The 15,920-nt window shown below is 71.1% G+C and carries 12 protein-coding genes; 8 read left to right on the top strand and 4 right to left on the bottom strand.

Annotated features, from left to right (window positions below; genetic code table 11):
* Positions 1-7: 7 nt before the first annotated feature.
* Entirely contained in the window at positions 8-1,774 is a 1,767-nt protein-coding gene (arc, locus tag ABZS66_RS22130) for a proteasome ATPase (protein ID WP_354760440.1), read from the bottom strand.
* A gap of 203 nt (positions 1,775-1,977) precedes the next feature.
* Here arc and ABZS66_RS22135 point away from each other — a divergent pair, with 203 nt between their 5' ends.
* On the top strand, positions 1,978-2,277 hold the full coding sequence (locus tag ABZS66_RS22135; protein ID WP_354760442.1) for a ferredoxin: 300 nt from the start codon (positions 1,978-1,980) through the stop codon (positions 2,275-2,277).
* 15 nt (positions 2,278-2,292) lie between these two features.
* On the opposite strand, the gene ABZS66_RS22140 is transcribed toward ABZS66_RS22135, so the two are convergent.
* Genes ABZS66_RS22140 through ABZS66_RS22150 form a run of 3 tightly spaced genes read right to left on the bottom strand, consistent with a single transcriptional unit; the run spans position 2,293 to position 4,998 of the window.
* Positions 2,293-2,862, bottom strand: a complete 570-nt coding sequence (locus ABZS66_RS22140; RefSeq protein ID WP_354760444.1) for a hypothetical protein — start codon at positions 2,860-2,862, stop codon at positions 2,293-2,295.
* The gene (locus ABZS66_RS22145) at positions 2,840-3,802 is read right to left on the bottom strand and encodes a tRNA (adenine-N1)-methyltransferase (RefSeq protein WP_354760446.1); all 963 of its coding nucleotides are present in this window, start codon (positions 3,800-3,802) and stop codon (positions 2,840-2,842) included. The genes ABZS66_RS22140 and ABZS66_RS22145 overlap by 23 nt, the downstream gene beginning before the upstream one ends.
* Positions 3,799-4,998, bottom strand: a complete 1,200-nt coding sequence (locus ABZS66_RS22150) for a site-2 protease family protein (RefSeq protein ID WP_354760448.1) — start codon at positions 4,996-4,998, stop codon at positions 3,799-3,801. The genes ABZS66_RS22145 and ABZS66_RS22150 overlap by 4 nt, the downstream gene beginning before the upstream one ends.
* Positions 4,999-5,078: 80 nt before the next feature.
* Here ABZS66_RS22150 and ABZS66_RS22155 point away from each other — a divergent pair, with 80 nt between their 5' ends.
* The 7 genes from ABZS66_RS22155 to ABZS66_RS22185 all read left to right on the top strand — a co-directional run bounded on the left by ABZS66_RS22155 (position 5,079) and on the right by ABZS66_RS22185 (position 15,784).
* Positions 5,079-5,939, top strand: coding sequence for a PD-(D/E)XK nuclease family protein (locus ABZS66_RS22155; protein WP_354760450.1), 861 nt, complete (start codon positions 5,079-5,081; stop codon positions 5,937-5,939).
* 933 nt (positions 5,940-6,872) lie between these two features.
* Entirely contained in the window at positions 6,873-8,081 is a 1,209-nt protein-coding gene (locus tag ABZS66_RS22160; RefSeq protein WP_354760452.1) for a sensor histidine kinase, read from the top strand.
* Entirely contained in the window at positions 8,078-8,752 is a 675-nt protein-coding gene (locus ABZS66_RS22165; protein WP_354760454.1) for a response regulator transcription factor, read from the top strand. Before ABZS66_RS22160 ends, ABZS66_RS22165 begins: the two co-directional genes overlap by 4 nt.
* Positions 8,753-8,902: 150 nt before the next feature.
* Positions 8,903-9,661: an ABC transporter ATP-binding protein gene (locus ABZS66_RS22170; RefSeq protein WP_354760456.1), complete on the top strand. Its 759-nt coding sequence runs from the start codon at positions 8,903-8,905 to the stop codon at positions 9,659-9,661.
* Between the two features lie 3 nt (positions 9,662-9,664).
* A complete protein-coding gene (locus ABZS66_RS22175; protein ID WP_354760458.1) occupies positions 9,665-12,223 on the top strand; it encodes an FtsX-like permease family protein in 2,559 nt (852 codons plus the stop codon).
* Between the two features lie 249 nt (positions 12,224-12,472).
* Positions 12,473-13,231 (top strand): ABC transporter ATP-binding protein, encoded by a 759-nt coding sequence (locus tag ABZS66_RS22180; protein WP_354760460.1) that lies wholly within the window; start codon positions 12,473-12,475, stop codon positions 13,229-13,231.
* Positions 13,232-13,234: 3 nt separating this feature from the next.
* Positions 13,235-15,784, top strand: a complete 2,550-nt coding sequence (locus ABZS66_RS22185; protein ID WP_354760462.1) for an FtsX-like permease family protein — start codon at positions 13,235-13,237, stop codon at positions 15,782-15,784.
* Positions 15,785-15,920 lie beyond the last annotated feature (136 nt).

Consider the following 15,920-nt stretch of genomic DNA (forward strand, 5'->3'; position numbering starts at 1 on the left):
CTGGGTGTTACAGGTACTGGCCGGTGTTCGTGGCCGTCTCTATCGACCGGCCGGCCTCGGCGCCCTTGCCGCCGGAGACGAGCGTGCGGATGTACACGATCCGCTCGCCCTTCTTGCCGGAGATGCGCGCCCAGTCGTCCGGGTTGGTGGTGTTCGGCAGGTCCTCGTTCTCGCGGAACTCGTCGACGCAGGAGTCGAGCAGGTGCTGGAGGCGCATGCCCTTCTGCCCGTTGCCGAGGAAGTCCTTGATCGCCATCTTCTTGGCCCGGTCCACGATGTTCTGGATCATCGCGCCGGAGTTGAAGTCCTTGAAGTACAGGACCTCCTTGTCACCGTTGGCGTAGGTGACCTCCAGGAACCGGTTCTCCTCGGTCTCGGAGTACATCCGCAGGACGACGGCGTCGATCATGGCGAGGACCGTCGCCTCGGACGATCCGCCGTGCTCGGCGAGGTCGTCCTTGTGCAGCGGCACGGTCTCCAGGATGTACTTCGAGAAGATGTCCTTGGCCGCCTCGGCGTCCGGACGCTCGATCTTGATCTTCACGTCCAACCGGCCCGGGCGCAGGATCGCCGGGTCGATCATGTCCTCGCGGTTCGAGGCGCCGATGACGATGACGTTCTCCAGCCCCTCGACGCCGTCGATCTCGCTCAGCAGCTGCGGCACGATCGTGTTCTCGACGTCGGAGGAGACCCCCGAGCCACGCGTCCGGAACACCGAGTCCATCTCGTCGAAGAACACGATGACCGGCGTGCCCTCGCTGGCCTTCTCGCGGGCCCGCTGGAAGATGAGCCGGATGTGCCGCTCGGTCTCGCCGACGTACTTGTTGAGCAGCTCCGGACCCTTGATGTTGAGGAAGTAGCTGGTCTGGCGCTCCTCGCCGCGCTTCTCGGCGATCTTCTTGGCCAGCGAGTTGGCCACCGCCTTGGCGATGAGCGTCTTGCCACACCCGGGCGGGCCGTAGAGCAGGACGCCCTTCGGCGGCCGGAGCAGGTGCTCCCGGAAGAGTTCGGCGTGCAGGAAGGGCAGCTCCACGGCGTCGCGGATCTGCTCGATCTGCCGGGTGAGGCCACCGATGTCGTGGTAGTCGACGTCGGGCACCTCCTCCAGGACGAGTTCCTCGACCTCGCTCTTCGGGATCCGCTCGTAGGCATACGCCGAGCGGGGCTCGATCATGAGCGAGTCGCCGGCGCGCAACGGCGCGTCGGCGAGGATGTCCGCCAGGTGGACGATCCGTTCCTCGTCTGCGTGCGAGATGACGAGTGCCCGGTCGCCGCCTTCCAGGACCTCCTTCAACATGACGACCTCACCGACCCGCTCGAACCCGAGCGCGTCGACGATGTTGAGGGCGTCGTTGAGCAGGACCTCCTGGCCTCGGCGCAGCTCCTCGGTCTCGATCGCCGGGGAGACTGCCACGCGCAGCTTGCGCCCGCCTGTGAACACGTCGACGGTGCCGTCGTCGTGGCGGGCGAGGAAGACGCCGTAACCGCTTGGCGGCTGTGCCAGGCGGTCCACCTCTTCCTTCAGCGTCACGATCTGGGCTCGGGCCTCCTTGAGGGTGGCCACGAGCCGCTCGTTGTTTTCGGTCAGCCGGGCAATCTGCGCCTGCGCTGCGGCGAGCCGCTCCTCGAGCTGTCGCACGTGTCGAGGCGTCTCCGTCAGCTTGCGCCGCACCAGGGCGAGTTCCTCTTGAAGAAACGCGACCTGCGTGGAGAGATCGTGGGCGTCCTTCTCCCATCGTGCGGCGCGCGTCTCCGCGTCGTCGCTGCGTGCCACGTCCCACCTCCCCGGGGGCTTTGAACGTTGTGCTCTAACACTAACTGCTGATCGCCGGTTCGGGCCCCTTCGAACACGTGCGCCACAGGGTGTTTACAAATCCTGCGTGCTCAACGGCCCTATGCGGGACCCTTTTCCGACCCTCTGCGGTCTGCGTCACCGGCCCCTGCGCGCGTTGCGGGGTGTCGGGTAGCGTCGTACCCGTGAGTACCGAGACCGCCGAGCAGACTGCGCTCGAAGTGTGGGTTGACCAGGACCTGTGCACCGGCGACGGCCTGTGCGTGCAGTATGCCCCGGAGGTCTTCGAGTTCGACGTCGACGGGCTGGCCTACGTGAAGGGGCCCGACGGCGAGCTGCTCCTGGCACCCGGCAGTCGGGTCGACGTGCCCGTCCACCTGCGGCTCGAGGTCATCGACGCCGCGAAGGAGTGCCCCGGCGATTGTATCCACGTCCGCCGCGCGGACGACGACACGCCGGTCGCCGGCCCCGGCGCGGACGGCTAGGCCCCGCACTAGTGGCTACAACATCGGCTTGCCCACGAGTGAGCTGACCAGCCGGGCGAACTCCTCGAGGCGGGCGATCTGGCCCGCCCCGCCGTCGTCCAGGGTCTTGCCGAAGCGCAGCGCGTCGTGCCGGATGACCGAGCCGGCCTCCTCGGCCGCCACGTTCGCCTCGTCGAGCGAGGTCAGCAGCAGGTAGACGTCGACGCTGTCGACCCGGGCCGTGCCGTTGGGGTTGCGGGTGATCCGGCGGCGGCAGCCGACCTCGGTGACCGCCGACAGGGCCACGACCCGCAGCGACGACGTCATCGAGCCCGGCGGGGCCTCCTCCGGCGGGATGTCCTCGCCGTGCCAGAGGATGAGCCGGGTGCCGTCGCAGACGACGACCTCCTGCCACACCCCGTTGACGTCGTTGACGAACCGTTCGAGCGTGAAGCCCAGGACGCTCTGACCCCGCAGTACACCCGCCATCGCATCCAGCGCGATGTCCGGGTCACGCAGGTATGCCCGCGCGGCCGACTCGAGGTCGGGGTAGGGGGACCAGTCGGGGAAGACGGCGGGCAGATCACTGAAGCTCGGCCGGCCCATGCTGGCTCGCCTCCTCGTCCTCCCGGGCGGCCGCGGCGGCCGCCAGCCGCCGTGCCGCATACGCCTCGGCACCCTTGCTCGGCTTGCGCCGGCGGGGCGGCGCGGTCACCCCGGGCGCCAGCTTGCGCGCGCTCACCAGGAACGCCGTGTGCGCGATCATCCGGTGGTCGGGCCGCACCGCCAGGCCCTCGGCGTGCCAGTCGCGCACCAGGCTCTCCCACGCACGAGGCTCGGTGTACCCACCATCCTCGCGCAACGCCTCCACCAATTCCGACAATTGCGGAGTGGTCGCCACGTAACCGATGAACACCCCGCCGGGCACCAGCGCCCGCGACACCAGCGGCAGCATCTCCCACGGCGTCAGCATGTCAAGGATTATCCGATCAAACCCGGCATCCTCACAGCCCGCCACGTCACCGACCCGCAGCGTCCACCCGGGGACCGGCCCGCCGAAGAACGCCTCGACGTTCTTGCGGGCGATCTGGGCGAAATCGTCGCGGATCTCGTACGACGTGACGCTGCCCGACGCGCCGACCGCACGCAGCAGCGAGCAGGTCAGGGCGCCCGAGCCGGCCCCGGCCTCAAGCACCCGGGCGCCGGGGAAGACGTCGCCCATGGCGACGATCTGCGCGGCGTCCTTCGGGTAGATCACCTGGGCGCCGCGGGGCATCGACAGGACGTAGTCGGACAGCAGCGGGCGCAGGGCGAGGTACTGCGTGCCGCCGCTGGACGTCACCACGCTGCCGTCGGGCGCGCCGATCAGGGCGTCGTGCTCGACGATCCCGCGGTGGGTGTGGAAGCCCTTGCCCGGTTCGAGCACGATCGTGTGCATCCGCCCCTTCGGGTCGGTGAGCTGCACACGGTCGCCGGGGCGGAACGGCCCGCGGCGGGCCTGCGCGGCCGAGGGTGCGTCGATCGTCAGTGGGCTGTCCAGGGTCACGTGTTGTTCTTCTTCCGGGCGGTGGGCCGGCGCGGCTCCACGAGCGAAACGAGCTCGGCGCCCCGCAGGACGCCGTGCACATCCTCGCCCGACACCACCAGGTAGTCACCGGCCGGGTCGTCCCGGATGGCCTGGAGCAGGTCAGTGCCCCGCAGATCGCCCTGGAGCACGTGCTGGGGGTCGATCCGGCGGGTGACGTCGCCCACCGGCACCCAAGGCCGCCGCTCGGCCGGCACCGCCCGGGCCGACGCGCCGTGCACGAACCCGATCAGCCCGCCGGCGCCGTCGACGACCGCGACAACCGGCTGCCGCTCCTCGCTCATCGCCGCCAGGCGGGCCGCCTCCGCCAGGGGCGTGGTGGCCGACACGGCGACGATCGGGCGGGCCAGCTCGCGGGCGCTGAACGGCGGCAGGCTGGCCGCCACCTTGCCGTGGCGGATGGCCTGGCCGGCGCCGACCCACAGGGTCACCGCGACGAGGAGCGTGAAGATGACGCCGAAGTACCCATCGAGGATCCCGCGCTCGAACAGGATCAGGACCGTCGCGGCGGTGGCCAGGGCGACCACGCGGCCGGCCCAGCCCGCGACCCGCCGGCCGAGGTTGGCGTCGCCGCTGAGCTTCCAGACCACGGCCTGCAGCGCGCGGCCGCCGTCGAGCGGCAGCCCGGGCAGGGCGTTGAACACGGCGACGACGATGTTGGACAGCGCCAGCTGGAACGCGAACGTCTCGGCGACGCCGCCCGGCGGCAGCACGACCGCCGCCGCCGCGGCCAGCAGGCCGATCGCGAGCGACACCGCCGGGCCGGCCAGCGAGATGTACAGCTCGACGCCGGGGCGCGGCGCCTCCCGCTCCATCTCGGTGTACCCACCGAGCATCTCCAGCGTGATCCCGCGCACACCGATGCCGCTGCGCCGGCTCGTCACGGCGTGGCCGAGCTCGTGCAGCAGCACCGAGACCAGCAGGCACACCACGAACCCGAACCCGACCGCGAACCCGGTGCTCAGCGGCAGCTCCCGCCGAACCGTCAGGATCTGGCCATACGTGAGTGTGATCAGCGCCGCCAGCAGCAGCCACGACGGTGCGAGGTAGACGGGGACGCCAACGATCCGCCCCAGTGGTATCCCGGCGCCACGCTCCCGCGGCGCAGGGCGGGCGGCCGGAGGTGCCGGAGTGGGTCCTGAGCGGTGTGCGTCCATCGCCAACGATGCTACGGGTTGCTCGGCACCGGGCGCTGCGCCGAGCGTTTTCGTCGTACCCCTCGCTTAACCTCTTGGGCATGACGGTGCCTGTCAGTACCTCGTTGCCCACCTTGTCGCCGTCGCGTGCCGCCGACTTCAAGACCTGCCCCCTGCTGTACCGGTTCCGCAGCATCGACCGGCTGCCCGAGCGCCCGACCCCCGACCAGGCCCGCGGCACCCTGGTCCACGCGGTGCTGGAGACCCTCTTCGACGCCCCGGCCGGCGAGCGCACCCCCGCCCGCGCGGCCGAGCTGGTCGAGCCCCAGTGGCAGCGCCTGCTCGCCGAGCAGGAGGACCTCGCCGAGCTGTTCGACGGCACGCCGATGACCACGGAGGAGTTCCTGTCCGGTGCCCGGGAGCTGCTCGGCGGCTACTTCGCGGTCGAGGACCCCAACCGCCTGGAGCCGGCCGAGCGGGAGGCGTATGTCCAGGCGGAGGTCGACGGCCGCCTGGTCATCCGCGGCTACATCGACCGCCTCGACGTCTCCCCCGCCGGCGACCTGCGCGTCGTGGACTACAAGACCGGCGGGGCGCCGCGCGAGGCGTTCGAGGCCCGCGCGATGTTCCAACTGAAGTTCTACGCCCTGGTCCTGTGGCGCACCCGCGGCGTCGTGCCCCGGGTGCTGCGCCTGATGTATCTGCGCGACCGCGAGGTCTGCGACTTCTCCCCGGACGCCGACGAGCTGGCCCGCTTCGAGCGCACCCTCCTGGCGCTCTGGCAGGCCATCGACCGCGCCACGACGGACCGCGACTTCCGCGCGCAGCCGAGCCGGCTGTGCTCGTGGTGCGCCCACCAGGCGCTGTGCCCGGCGTACGGCGGCACTCCCCCGCCGTTCCCGGAGGCCCCGGCCCTGCCTGCGGACGCGGAGGACGAGCCCCCAGCCGGCCGCGACGAGTAGCGCCCCGCCCGGGGCACGCCCCAGGCTGGGCACGGCTCGGGCAGGGCTCGGCTCGGGCTGGGCTCGGCTCGGGCTACGGCCTGCACGGCGCAGCTCGGGCGGCCCAGCGCCTCAGGCCCCGAGCGGCCAGGACCGGCTGGGCACGACTCGGCTGGGCACCGCTCGGGGCGGAGCGCGGCTCAAACGGCCGGGCAGGGCTGGGCACGGGCAGGGCTGGGCACGGGCAGGGCTGGGCACGGCTCGGGCAGCCCTGCATGGCGCGGCACGGGCGGCTCGGGGCACCCAGCGGCTCAGGCCCCAAGCGGGCACGGCTCGGCGCGGAGCGCGGCTCAAGCGGCCCGGCAGGGTTCGTCTCGTGCAGGGCTCGGCTTGGGTAGGCCCTGCACGGCGCGGCTCGGCGCGACCCGGGCGGAGCGCGACCCGGGCGGCCCAGCGGCTCAGGCCCCAAGCGGGCACGGGCTCGGCTCGGCACGGCTCGTGGTCGCGGCCGTCCGGGCCGAATGCCGCGCGCCCGACCATCGGTGGGCTCGACCCAGGCCGGCGGCCGGCGGCCACCCGCGCCGGCTCCGCCTACCTGGCCCGCCCCGCGCGAGCAGCCCCTGTGTGCGCTCGGCGTCGGCGGGCGGCCCGCCGCGAGTCCGGCCTCCGTGATCGTCGCCTCCTTCACCTGGACGACGATCAGTCCGCTGGAGCGGCTGTCACAAAGAGTGCGAAACCGGCAAATGTTCGCAACCGGGGATGCGCCGCGGCCGCCGTGCCCGGGCCGCTCCATGATCGAGGGAAACTTCTGGTCGCTCTGGCAGCCAGATGTTTCCCTTGATCATGGACGCCGTCGTGGGCGCCGTGCGGTGGAGGGGTCTCATCCTTGAGCACGAGGTCGATGTCCCGCTCGGCGATGAAACCGGGCCGTTCCGTAGCGGATACCGTCAGTGTGTGCAGGTGCTGGAGCGAGTCCGTCTGTCGCGGCGGGAGCCGTTCGTGCAGGACGTGCTGCTCGCCCTGCTGCTGATCGTCGTCAGTGACGGGCTCACCACGGTCGCCACGACGGCGTTCGGGACCAAGGATCTCAAGCTTCAGCTCATCTTCGACACGATCGGGCTGGCCGTCGTCGCGCTGCGGCGCAGGCGGCTCTGGGTCGCCGTCTGGGTCACCGCCGTGCACTCCGTCGTGCCGCTGGTCAGCGGGATGCCGCTGGTGAGCGGCGGGCTCGGGATCATCGTCATGACGTACACCGTCGCCGCCCACCTGCCGCTGCGCGCGGCCCTGGGTGCCTCGGCGCTCATGTGGGTGCCGGGGACCGGGCTGGCGGCGGTGCTGGGGCGGGCCGACGACACGCCGTTCGTGCCGGAGACCCGCATCTTCCTCATCTTCAACGCCATGAGCGCCCTGGTGTGCTTCACGGTCGGGCGGTCGGTCGCGACCCGCCGGGCGTACATCGCCGCGCTCGAGGACCGGGCCAGCACGGCCGAGACCAGCCAGCGGGCGCTCACCGACAAGGCCGTCGCCGAGGAGCGCCGGCGCATCGCGCGGGAGCTGCACGACGTCGTCGCGCACCACGTGAGCGTCATGGGGGTGCTGGCGACCGGGTCGCGGCGGATGCTGTCGCGGGACCCGGCGGCGGCGGACGAGGCCCTGGCGACCATCGAGGAGACGGGGCGCACGGCGCTGCGTGAGATGCGGCGGCTGCTGAGCGTCCTGCGCACCGAGACCGAGCCGGCCGGCGAGCTGGAGCCGCAGCCGGGGCTGGCCGGGGTGGAGGGCCTGGTGGAGCAGATCCGCGAGGCGGGGCTGCCGGCGGTGCTGCGGGTCGAGGGCGACCCGGAGCCGATGGACCCGGGCGTGTCGCTGACGGTGTACCGGATCGTGCAGGAGGCGCTGACGAACGCGCTGAAGCACGCGGGGGCGGCGAGCGTCGAGGTGCGGCTGGTGTTCAGCCGCGCCGACGTGGTGGTCGAGATCTGCGACACGGGGCGCGGTCCGCAGCTCGGCACCGCGGCCATCGGCCACGGCCTGCTCGGGATGCGGGAGCGGGTCATGTTGTACGGCGGGACGCTGCGCACCGGGCCCCGCCCGGGCGGCGGCTACCGTGTCCACGCGAGGATTCCCCTCGAGAGCGCGTCCGAGAGGCAGTTGGCGAGTTGACCCAGGCACGTCCCATCCGGCTGTTGCTCGCCGACGACCAGCCGCTGCTGCGCACCGGCTTCCGCATGGTCCTCGGCGGCGAGCCCGACCTCGACATCGTGGCCGAGGCCGGTGACGGCGTCGAGGCGGTCGAGCTGGCCCGTCGGCTGCTGCCCGACGTGGTGCTCATGGACATCCGGATGCCCCGGATGGACGGCGTGGCCGCGACGCGGACCATCGTCGAGGCGAAGCTGCCGGTACGGGTGCTGATCCTGACGACGTTCGACCTGGACGAGTACGTGGTGGGGGCGCTGCGGGCCGGGGCCAGCGGGTTCCTGGCCAAGGACGTGCCGGCCGACGACCTGGTGACGGCGATCCGCACGGTGGCGGCCGGTGAGGCCGTGGTGGCGCCCCGCATCCTCAAGCGGCTGCTGGACAAGTTCGCCGACGCGCTGCCCGACCCCGACGCTCCCCCGCCGCGGGACCTGCGGGTGCTCACCGACCGGGAGCGTGAGGTACTGGTGCAGCTCGCCCGGGGCCTGTCCAACGCCGAGATCGCCAAGGCGCTGTCGGTGAGTGAGACGACGGTCAAGACGCACGTCGGGCATGTGCTGACCAAGCTGGGGCTGCGCGACCGGGTGCAGGCGGTGGTCCTCGCCTATGAGACGGGTCTGGTCCGTCCCGGGTCGTAGTTGCCTCCTCCCCACGGAGGAGCACCACCTAGGGATGGGGGTCCTCCACAGGGAGTAGCCCGGTTTAGCGCCCACGAACGACGGCCGGGGTGCGCCGACCCCGTAGCGTGAGGTGGTCATATGGACCACTTTCCGAGGGGGACAAAGAGCGTGACCACGACAGTCACGACCGGGCAGGCGGTCGCCGCCCGCGCGGTGGACGTGTGGAAGGTGTACGGCAGCGGGGAGGCGCAGGTCATCGCGCTGAACGGGGTGAGCGTCGAGCTTGAGCGCGGGCACTTCACCGCGATCATGGGCCCGTCGGGCTCCGGCAAGTCGACGTTGATGCACACGCTCGCGGGGCTGGACTCGGTCACCCGCGGTGACGTCTACATCGGCGACACCAAGCTCACCGGGATGTCGGACGGTGACCTGACCAACCTGCGGCGCACGAAGGTCGGGTTCATCTTCCAGCAGTTCAACCTGCTGCCGACGCTGACGGCCGAGGAGAACATCCTGCTCCCGCTGTCGATCGCGGGGCGCAAGGTGGACAAGGCGTGGTACGACACCGTGATCACCACGGTCGGGCTGCGCGACCGGCTCGGGCACCGGCCGAGCCAGCTCTCCGGCGGCCAGCAGCAGCGGGTCGCGTGCGCGCGGGCCCTGGTCTCGCGGCCGGAGGTCATCTTCGCCGACGAGCCGACGGGCAACCTCGACTCGCGCTCCGGCGCGGAGGTCCTGTCGTTCCTGCGCAACTCGGTGCGGGAGTTCGGCCAGACGATCGTCATGGTGACCCACGACCCCAACGCCGCGTCGTATGCGGACCGGGTCATCTTCCTGGCCGACGGCAAGATCGTGGACGAGCTGCTGGAGCCCACCGCCGACGCGGTGCTCGACAAGCTCAAGGGTCTGGACAAGGCGGGCGAGTAGACGATGCTGCGCGCGACCCTGAAGAGCCTGCTGGCGCGCAAGCTGCGGCTGCTCCTCTCCACGCTCGCCGTCGTGCTGTCGGTGATGTTCGTGTCCGGATCGCTGGTGCTCACGGACACGCTGGGCCGCACGTTCGACAACCTGTTCGCCAACATCTACACCTACACCGACGTCCAGGTCTCGGCGAAGTCGCAGGTGGCGCCGCAGGGCGGGGACACCGGCGGTGGGGGCACCAACGCGTTCCCGGCCGTGGTCGTCGACGAGGTCGCCAAGGTCGACGGCGTGTCGAAGGCCACCGGCCAGGTGTTCCTCAACGGCGCGATCCCGGTCGGCCGCAACGGCAAGGTGGTGGCCAACCAGACCGGGCAGCAGTTCGGCGCCAACTGGACCGGCGAGGACGAGCTGGTGACGCTGGCCGAGGGCCGGGCGCCGGCGGCCGACGACGAGATCGTGATCAACCAGGGCCTGGCGACGACCGCGCGGTACAAGGTCGGCGACTCGATGGACGTCATCACGCGCGACAAGGAGCGCAAGACGTACGAGATCGTCGGCCTCATGCAGTACGCCGGCGGCCGCGCGTCGATGGCGGGCGAGAGCGCGATCTTCTTCACCACCAAGCAGGCCCAGATCTCGATGCTCGGCGCCGCCGAGCAGTACAACATCATCGACGTCAAGGCCAAGGACGGGTTCACCGACGAGCAGGTGCGCGACAACGTCGCCAAGGATCTCGGCGGCGGGTTCGTGGTGCAGACCGGCAAGCAGCTGTCGGAGGAGTCGAGCAAGGCGATCAAGCAGATCCTCGACTACTTCAACTACGTCCTGCTGGGCTTCGGCGCGGTGGCGCTGCTGGTCGGCGTGTTCCTGATCCTCAACACCTTCTCGATCATCGTCGCGCAGCGCACGCAGGAGCTGGCGCTGCTGCGGGCGATGGGCGCGAGCCGCGGGCAGGTGCTGCGCGGGGTGCTGCTGGAGGCGGTGCTGATCGGCGTCGTCGGGTCGCTGTTCGGCTTCCTGGTCGGCCTCGGCCTGGGTGCCCTCGGTGCGTACGCGTTCGTGGGCCTGGCCGACGGCGCGAAGGTGGCCTCGCTCGGCTTCCCGGTCTCGGCGGTCGTCGTGTCGTTCGCGATCGGCATCCTGGTCACCATGGTCGCCGCGGTCATGCCGGCGCTCAAGGCGGCCCGGGTCGCCCCGATCGCGGCGATGCGGGAGTCGGCGACACCGGACCGGCCGCTGACCAAGCTCACGATCTTCGGCGCGGTGGTGACCGCGCTGGCGATCGGTTCCCTGACGTGGGGCCTGACGGGGGCCGGCGACGGGACGCTGTGGCTGGTCTTCGGCGGCGTGCTCGCGCTGCTCGTCGGCGTCGCGCTGCTCACTCCGGTGATCAGCCGGCCGCTGGTGGCCGCGCTGGGGGCGCTGTTCTCCTGGACGGTGCCGGGCCGGCTGGGCAAGCGCAACTCGTCCCGCAACCCGCGGCGCACGGCGATCACGGCCGGCGCGGTCATGATCGGCATCGCGATCGTCACGGCGATCAGCACGCTGTTCACGTCGCTGTCGACGGCGCTCGGCGACGAGCTGGAGAAGGACCTCCAGGCCGACCTGGTGGTGCTGGGCCAGCAGACGAGCGAGATCCCGCCGACCCTCACGTCCGACCAGGTCGACCAGATCAAGAAGCTGCCGGGCGCGGCGACGGTGGCGACGTTCACCGCCGACGCGGCGACGGTCAACGGGCAGCAGACGTTCGTCGCCGCGTACGAGGACCCGGCGGCGGTCGTCACGGTGCTCAAGCTCAAGACCGACCAGGGCCGCATCGACCAGATCAGCAGCGGCGAGTTCACGACGGACAAGAAGACCGCCGAGGACCGCAAGTGGAAGCTGGGCGACACGATCACGGTGGCGTTCACCAAGACCGGTGAGAAGACCCTGAAGCTGACCGGCATCACCGGTGAGACGGCGGTCGGCGCCGGGATCGTGGTGTCGTACGACGACGCGCGCACCGGCTTCGCGTTCCCGCAGCCGTGGCAGGCGTTCATCAGCGTCAAGGACGGTGCCTCGGTCGACGAGACGAAGGCCGCCGTCGACACCATCATCAAGGACAACCCCGAGGTCAGCGTCTACACCAAGGACGAGTACGTCGAGAACAACCAGGCGCAGTTCACCGCGATCCTCGCGATCGTCCAGGTGCTGCTGCTCATCGCCCTGGCGATCTCGGTCCTCGGCGTCATCAACACGCTGCTGCTGTCGGTCATCGAGCGCACCCGGGAGCTGGGCATGCTCCGCGCGGTCGGGCTCCGGCGCCGGCAGACGTGGCTGATGGTGACCACCGAGTCGGTGGTGATCACGGTGTTCGGCACGGTGCTCGGCCTCGTCGTCGGGGCCGGGCTGGGCGCGGCGATCGTGACCGCGCTCAAGGACGTCATCGGGTTCGGTGCGGTGACCCTGCCGTGGACGTTGATGGCGGTGTACTTCGTCGCCTCGCTCTTCGTCGGCGCCATCGCCGGGTTCATCCCGTCGATCCGCGCCGTGCGGCTCAACGTGCTCAACGCGATCGCGTACGAATAGCCGACGGATAGCCGCACCGGGTAGCACACCGGCGCAACAAGAATGGCCGGTCGGGGTCTCCCCGACCGGCCATTCGCCTTTTCAGGCCCCATTCTGAGAATGCTGAGACGCGCGCCATAAGGGTTGACCCTGAGTCGGCATCCGGGACGGTCCCCCAGCGGAAAACCCGTGGTCGGCTACCCCTGCGGAGGGAGGAGAACGGCCGCCGCCGGCCCCAAGCTGAATGCACATCATTCACCAGGGGGAATCATGACTGCATCGGTTGCGACGCGCACCGAGGTGGCCGCGCGGGCGGTCGACGTCTGGAAGGTCTACGGCACCGGCGAGGCGCGGGTGAATGCGCTCGGCGGCGTCTCGGTGGAGCTGGAGAAGGGGCGCTTCACCGCGATCATGGGCCCGTCCGGCTCGGGCAAGTCGACGCTCATGCACTGCCTCGCGGGCCTCGACGCCGTGAGCCGCGGCAAGGTGTACATCGGCGACACCCAGATCACCGAACTGTCCGACCGCGGCCTGACCAACCTGCGCCGCTCGAAGGTCGGGTTCATCTTCCAGCAGTTCAACCTGCTGCCGACGCTGACGGCCGAGGAGAACATCCTGCTCCCGCTGTCGATCGCGGGCCGCAAGCCGGACAAGGCGTGGTACGACACCGTCATCGACACCGTCGGCCTGCGCGACCGGCTCGGGCACCGGCCCAGCCAGCTCTCCGGCGGCCAGCAGCAGCGCGTGGCGTGCGCCCGGGCGCTCGTCGCCCGGCCGGAGGTCATCTTCGCCGACGAGCCGACGGGCAACCTCGACTCGCGCTCCGGCGCCGAGGTCCTGTCGTTCCTGCGCAACTCGGTCCGCGACTTCGGCCAGACCATCGTGATGGTCACGCACGACCCGAACGCCGCCTCGTACGCCGACCGCGTGGTGTTCCTCGCCGACGGCCACATCGTCGACGAGCTCTACGCGCCGACCGCCGACGCGGTGCTCGACCGGCTCAAGCGGCTCGACAAGGCCGAGGCCTGAGCCATGCTGAGTGCCACGATCAAGAGCCTGCTGTCGCGCAAGCTGCGGCTCACCCTGTCCGCGCTCGCCGTCGTGCTGGGCGTGATGTTCGTGTCCGGCGCGTTCGTGCTCACGGACACGCTGGGCCGCTCCTTCGACAGCCTCTTCAAGTCCGTCTTCGAGGACACCGGCGTCCAGGTGACGGCGAAGCCCAAGGTCGAGACCGGCGAGTTCGACGGCCCGGAGGCCCTGTCGGTCATCCCGGCCGCGACGCTCGACAAGGTCAAGGCCGTGCCCGGCGTGGCCAGCGCGACCGGCGTGGCCGCGGCCGACGGCGCGCGGGTCGTCGGCGCGAACGGCAAGGTCGTCACCACGTTCGGCCCGCCGCGCATCGGGCAGAACTGGACCGGCACCTCCGACCTGCTCCAGCTGCGCGAGGGCCGCGGCCCGACGGCCGACGACGAGATCGCGGTCAACGCCACCACGGCGAAGGCGGCGGGCATCAAGGTCGGCGACGAGGTCAGCGTCCTGACGCTCCAGCCGGGGACGAAGAAGTTCAAGCTGGTCGGCATCTTCGGGTACAGCGGGGACCGGGACTCGCTCGGGGGAGCCCTGGAGGTCTCGTTCACCACGCCGGTGGCCCAGGAGCTGATGCTCGGCCAGAAGGGCGTCTACAGCAGCATCGACGTCAAGGCCGCGCCGGGCGTCACCAACGAGCAGCTGCGCGACGACATCAAGACCGCGCTCGGCGACGGTTTCGTCGCCAAGACCGGCAAGCAGCTGCAGGCCGAGACCGTCGACGGCTTCAAGGAGGGCCTCGGCTTCTTCAACAACATCCTCATCGGCTTCGCCGGTGTGGCGCTGTTCGTCGGCACGTTCCTCATCCTCAACACGTTCTCGATCATCGTCGCCCAGCGCACCCGCGAGCTGGCACTCATGCGGGCCCTCGGCGGCAGCCGCGGGCAGACGCTCGGCTCGGTGCTCATCGAGGCGGTCGCGATCGGGCTCATCGCGTCGGTCCTCGGCCTGGCCGCCGGCATCGGCGTCGGCGTCCTGCTGGCGTGGGTGTTCGGCAACGTGAGCGGCGTGGCCCTGGCCGGCGTCGGCGTGCCGGCGACGGCGGTGATCAGCGCGTTCGTGGTGGGTCTGCTGGTGACGGTGGTGGCGGCGGTACTGCCGGCGCTGCGGGCCAGCCGCATCCCCCCGATCGCGGCGCTGCAGGAGGTGTCGACGCCGGACCGGCCGCTCACCAAGCTCACGGTCAGCGGCGCGCTCGTCGGCGCGGCCGGCGGCACGCTGCTCGGCATCGGCCTGTCCGGCAACGGCGGCGACAACACGCTCTGGCTGATCCTCGGCGGCGTGCTGGTGTCGTTCATCGGCGTCGCGCTGCTCACGCCGCTGCTGGCCCGCCCGGTGGTGTCGCTGCTCGGCCGGCTGTTCTCCTGGTCGGTGCCGGGCAAGCTGGGCCGGCTCAACTCGGGCCGCAACCCGCGGCGCACCGCGATCACCGCGGCGGCGCTCATGGTCGGCCTGGCCCTCATCACCGGCGTCAACGTCATCCTCAACTCGGCGAAGTCCAGCCTCAGCCAGCAGGCCGACAAGCAGGTCACGGTCGACCTGATCATCTCCGGCGACGGCGACAACACCGGCCCGGCCCGCTTCGACCCGAAGGTGATGGAGGAGGCGGCCAAGCTCCCCGGCGTGGCCAGCGTGGCCAGCGAGTACTGGGAGTACGGCACGGTCAACGGCGAGAACCGGGGCGTCTCGGCGTCGCCCGACATCGCGGCGTACGCCGGGATGTTCAAGCTGACGGCGGCGTCCGGCGAGCTGCGCTGGACCGGCCCGAACCAGGCGGTCATCGACGTCGACAGCGCCAAGGACCGCAACCTCAAGCTCGGCGACACCGTGGACATGCAGTTCACCCGCGGTGACGTCCACAAGGTGACGATCGTCGGCGTGTACAACAAGAGCGACGTCGCCGGCGGCATGCTCGTCTCCGGCGACGTGGTGCAGGACTTCCGCACCCCGCAGCCCTCCTGGGGCTACGTGCGGGCCGCCGCGGGCGCGTCGGTCGCCGACATCCAGCGCGAGGTCGACCGCCTGCTGGCGGACAACCCGGAGGTCTCGGTGGCCAACCGCGCCGAGTTCGTGGCGGCCCAGTCGGCCCAGTTCGACCAGCTGCTCACGATGATCCAGGTCCTGCTGGCCCTGGCGATCCTCATCGCGGTCCTGGGCATCGTCAACACCCTGGCCCTGTCGGTGCTGGAGCGGACCCGCGAGCTGGGCCTGCTGCGGGCGATCGGCATGCGCCGGGCCCAGACGATGCGCATGGTCACGGTCGAGGCGGTGGTCATCTCGGTCTTCGGCGCGCTGCTGGGCCTGGGCGTGGGCACCGGCCTGGGCGCCGCGGTGGTCCGGGCCCTGCGCGACGAGGGCTTCAGCAGGCTGGCCTTCCCGTGGACCCAGATGGCGACGTACCTGGTGCTCGCCGCCCTGGTCGGCGTGATCGCCGCGGTCCTGCCGTCGATCCGCGCCGCGCGGGTCAACGTCCTGCAGGCCATCGCGCACGACTGACCCTCCCCCTGGGGTCGACGGCCCCCCGACCAGTGCGGCGGTCGGGGGGCCGCTCGGCGTCCGGGTTCAGTCCCGGCCGCGCCCGCCGGACGAGCGGCGGTTCATGACCGAGATCCCGCTCGCCGCGTCCGGACCG

The organism is Dactylosporangium sp. NPDC005572 (genome assembly GCF_040605515.1).
In the GTDB taxonomy this organism is placed as follows: domain Bacteria; phylum Actinomycetota; class Actinomycetes; order Mycobacteriales; family Micromonosporaceae; genus Dactylosporangium.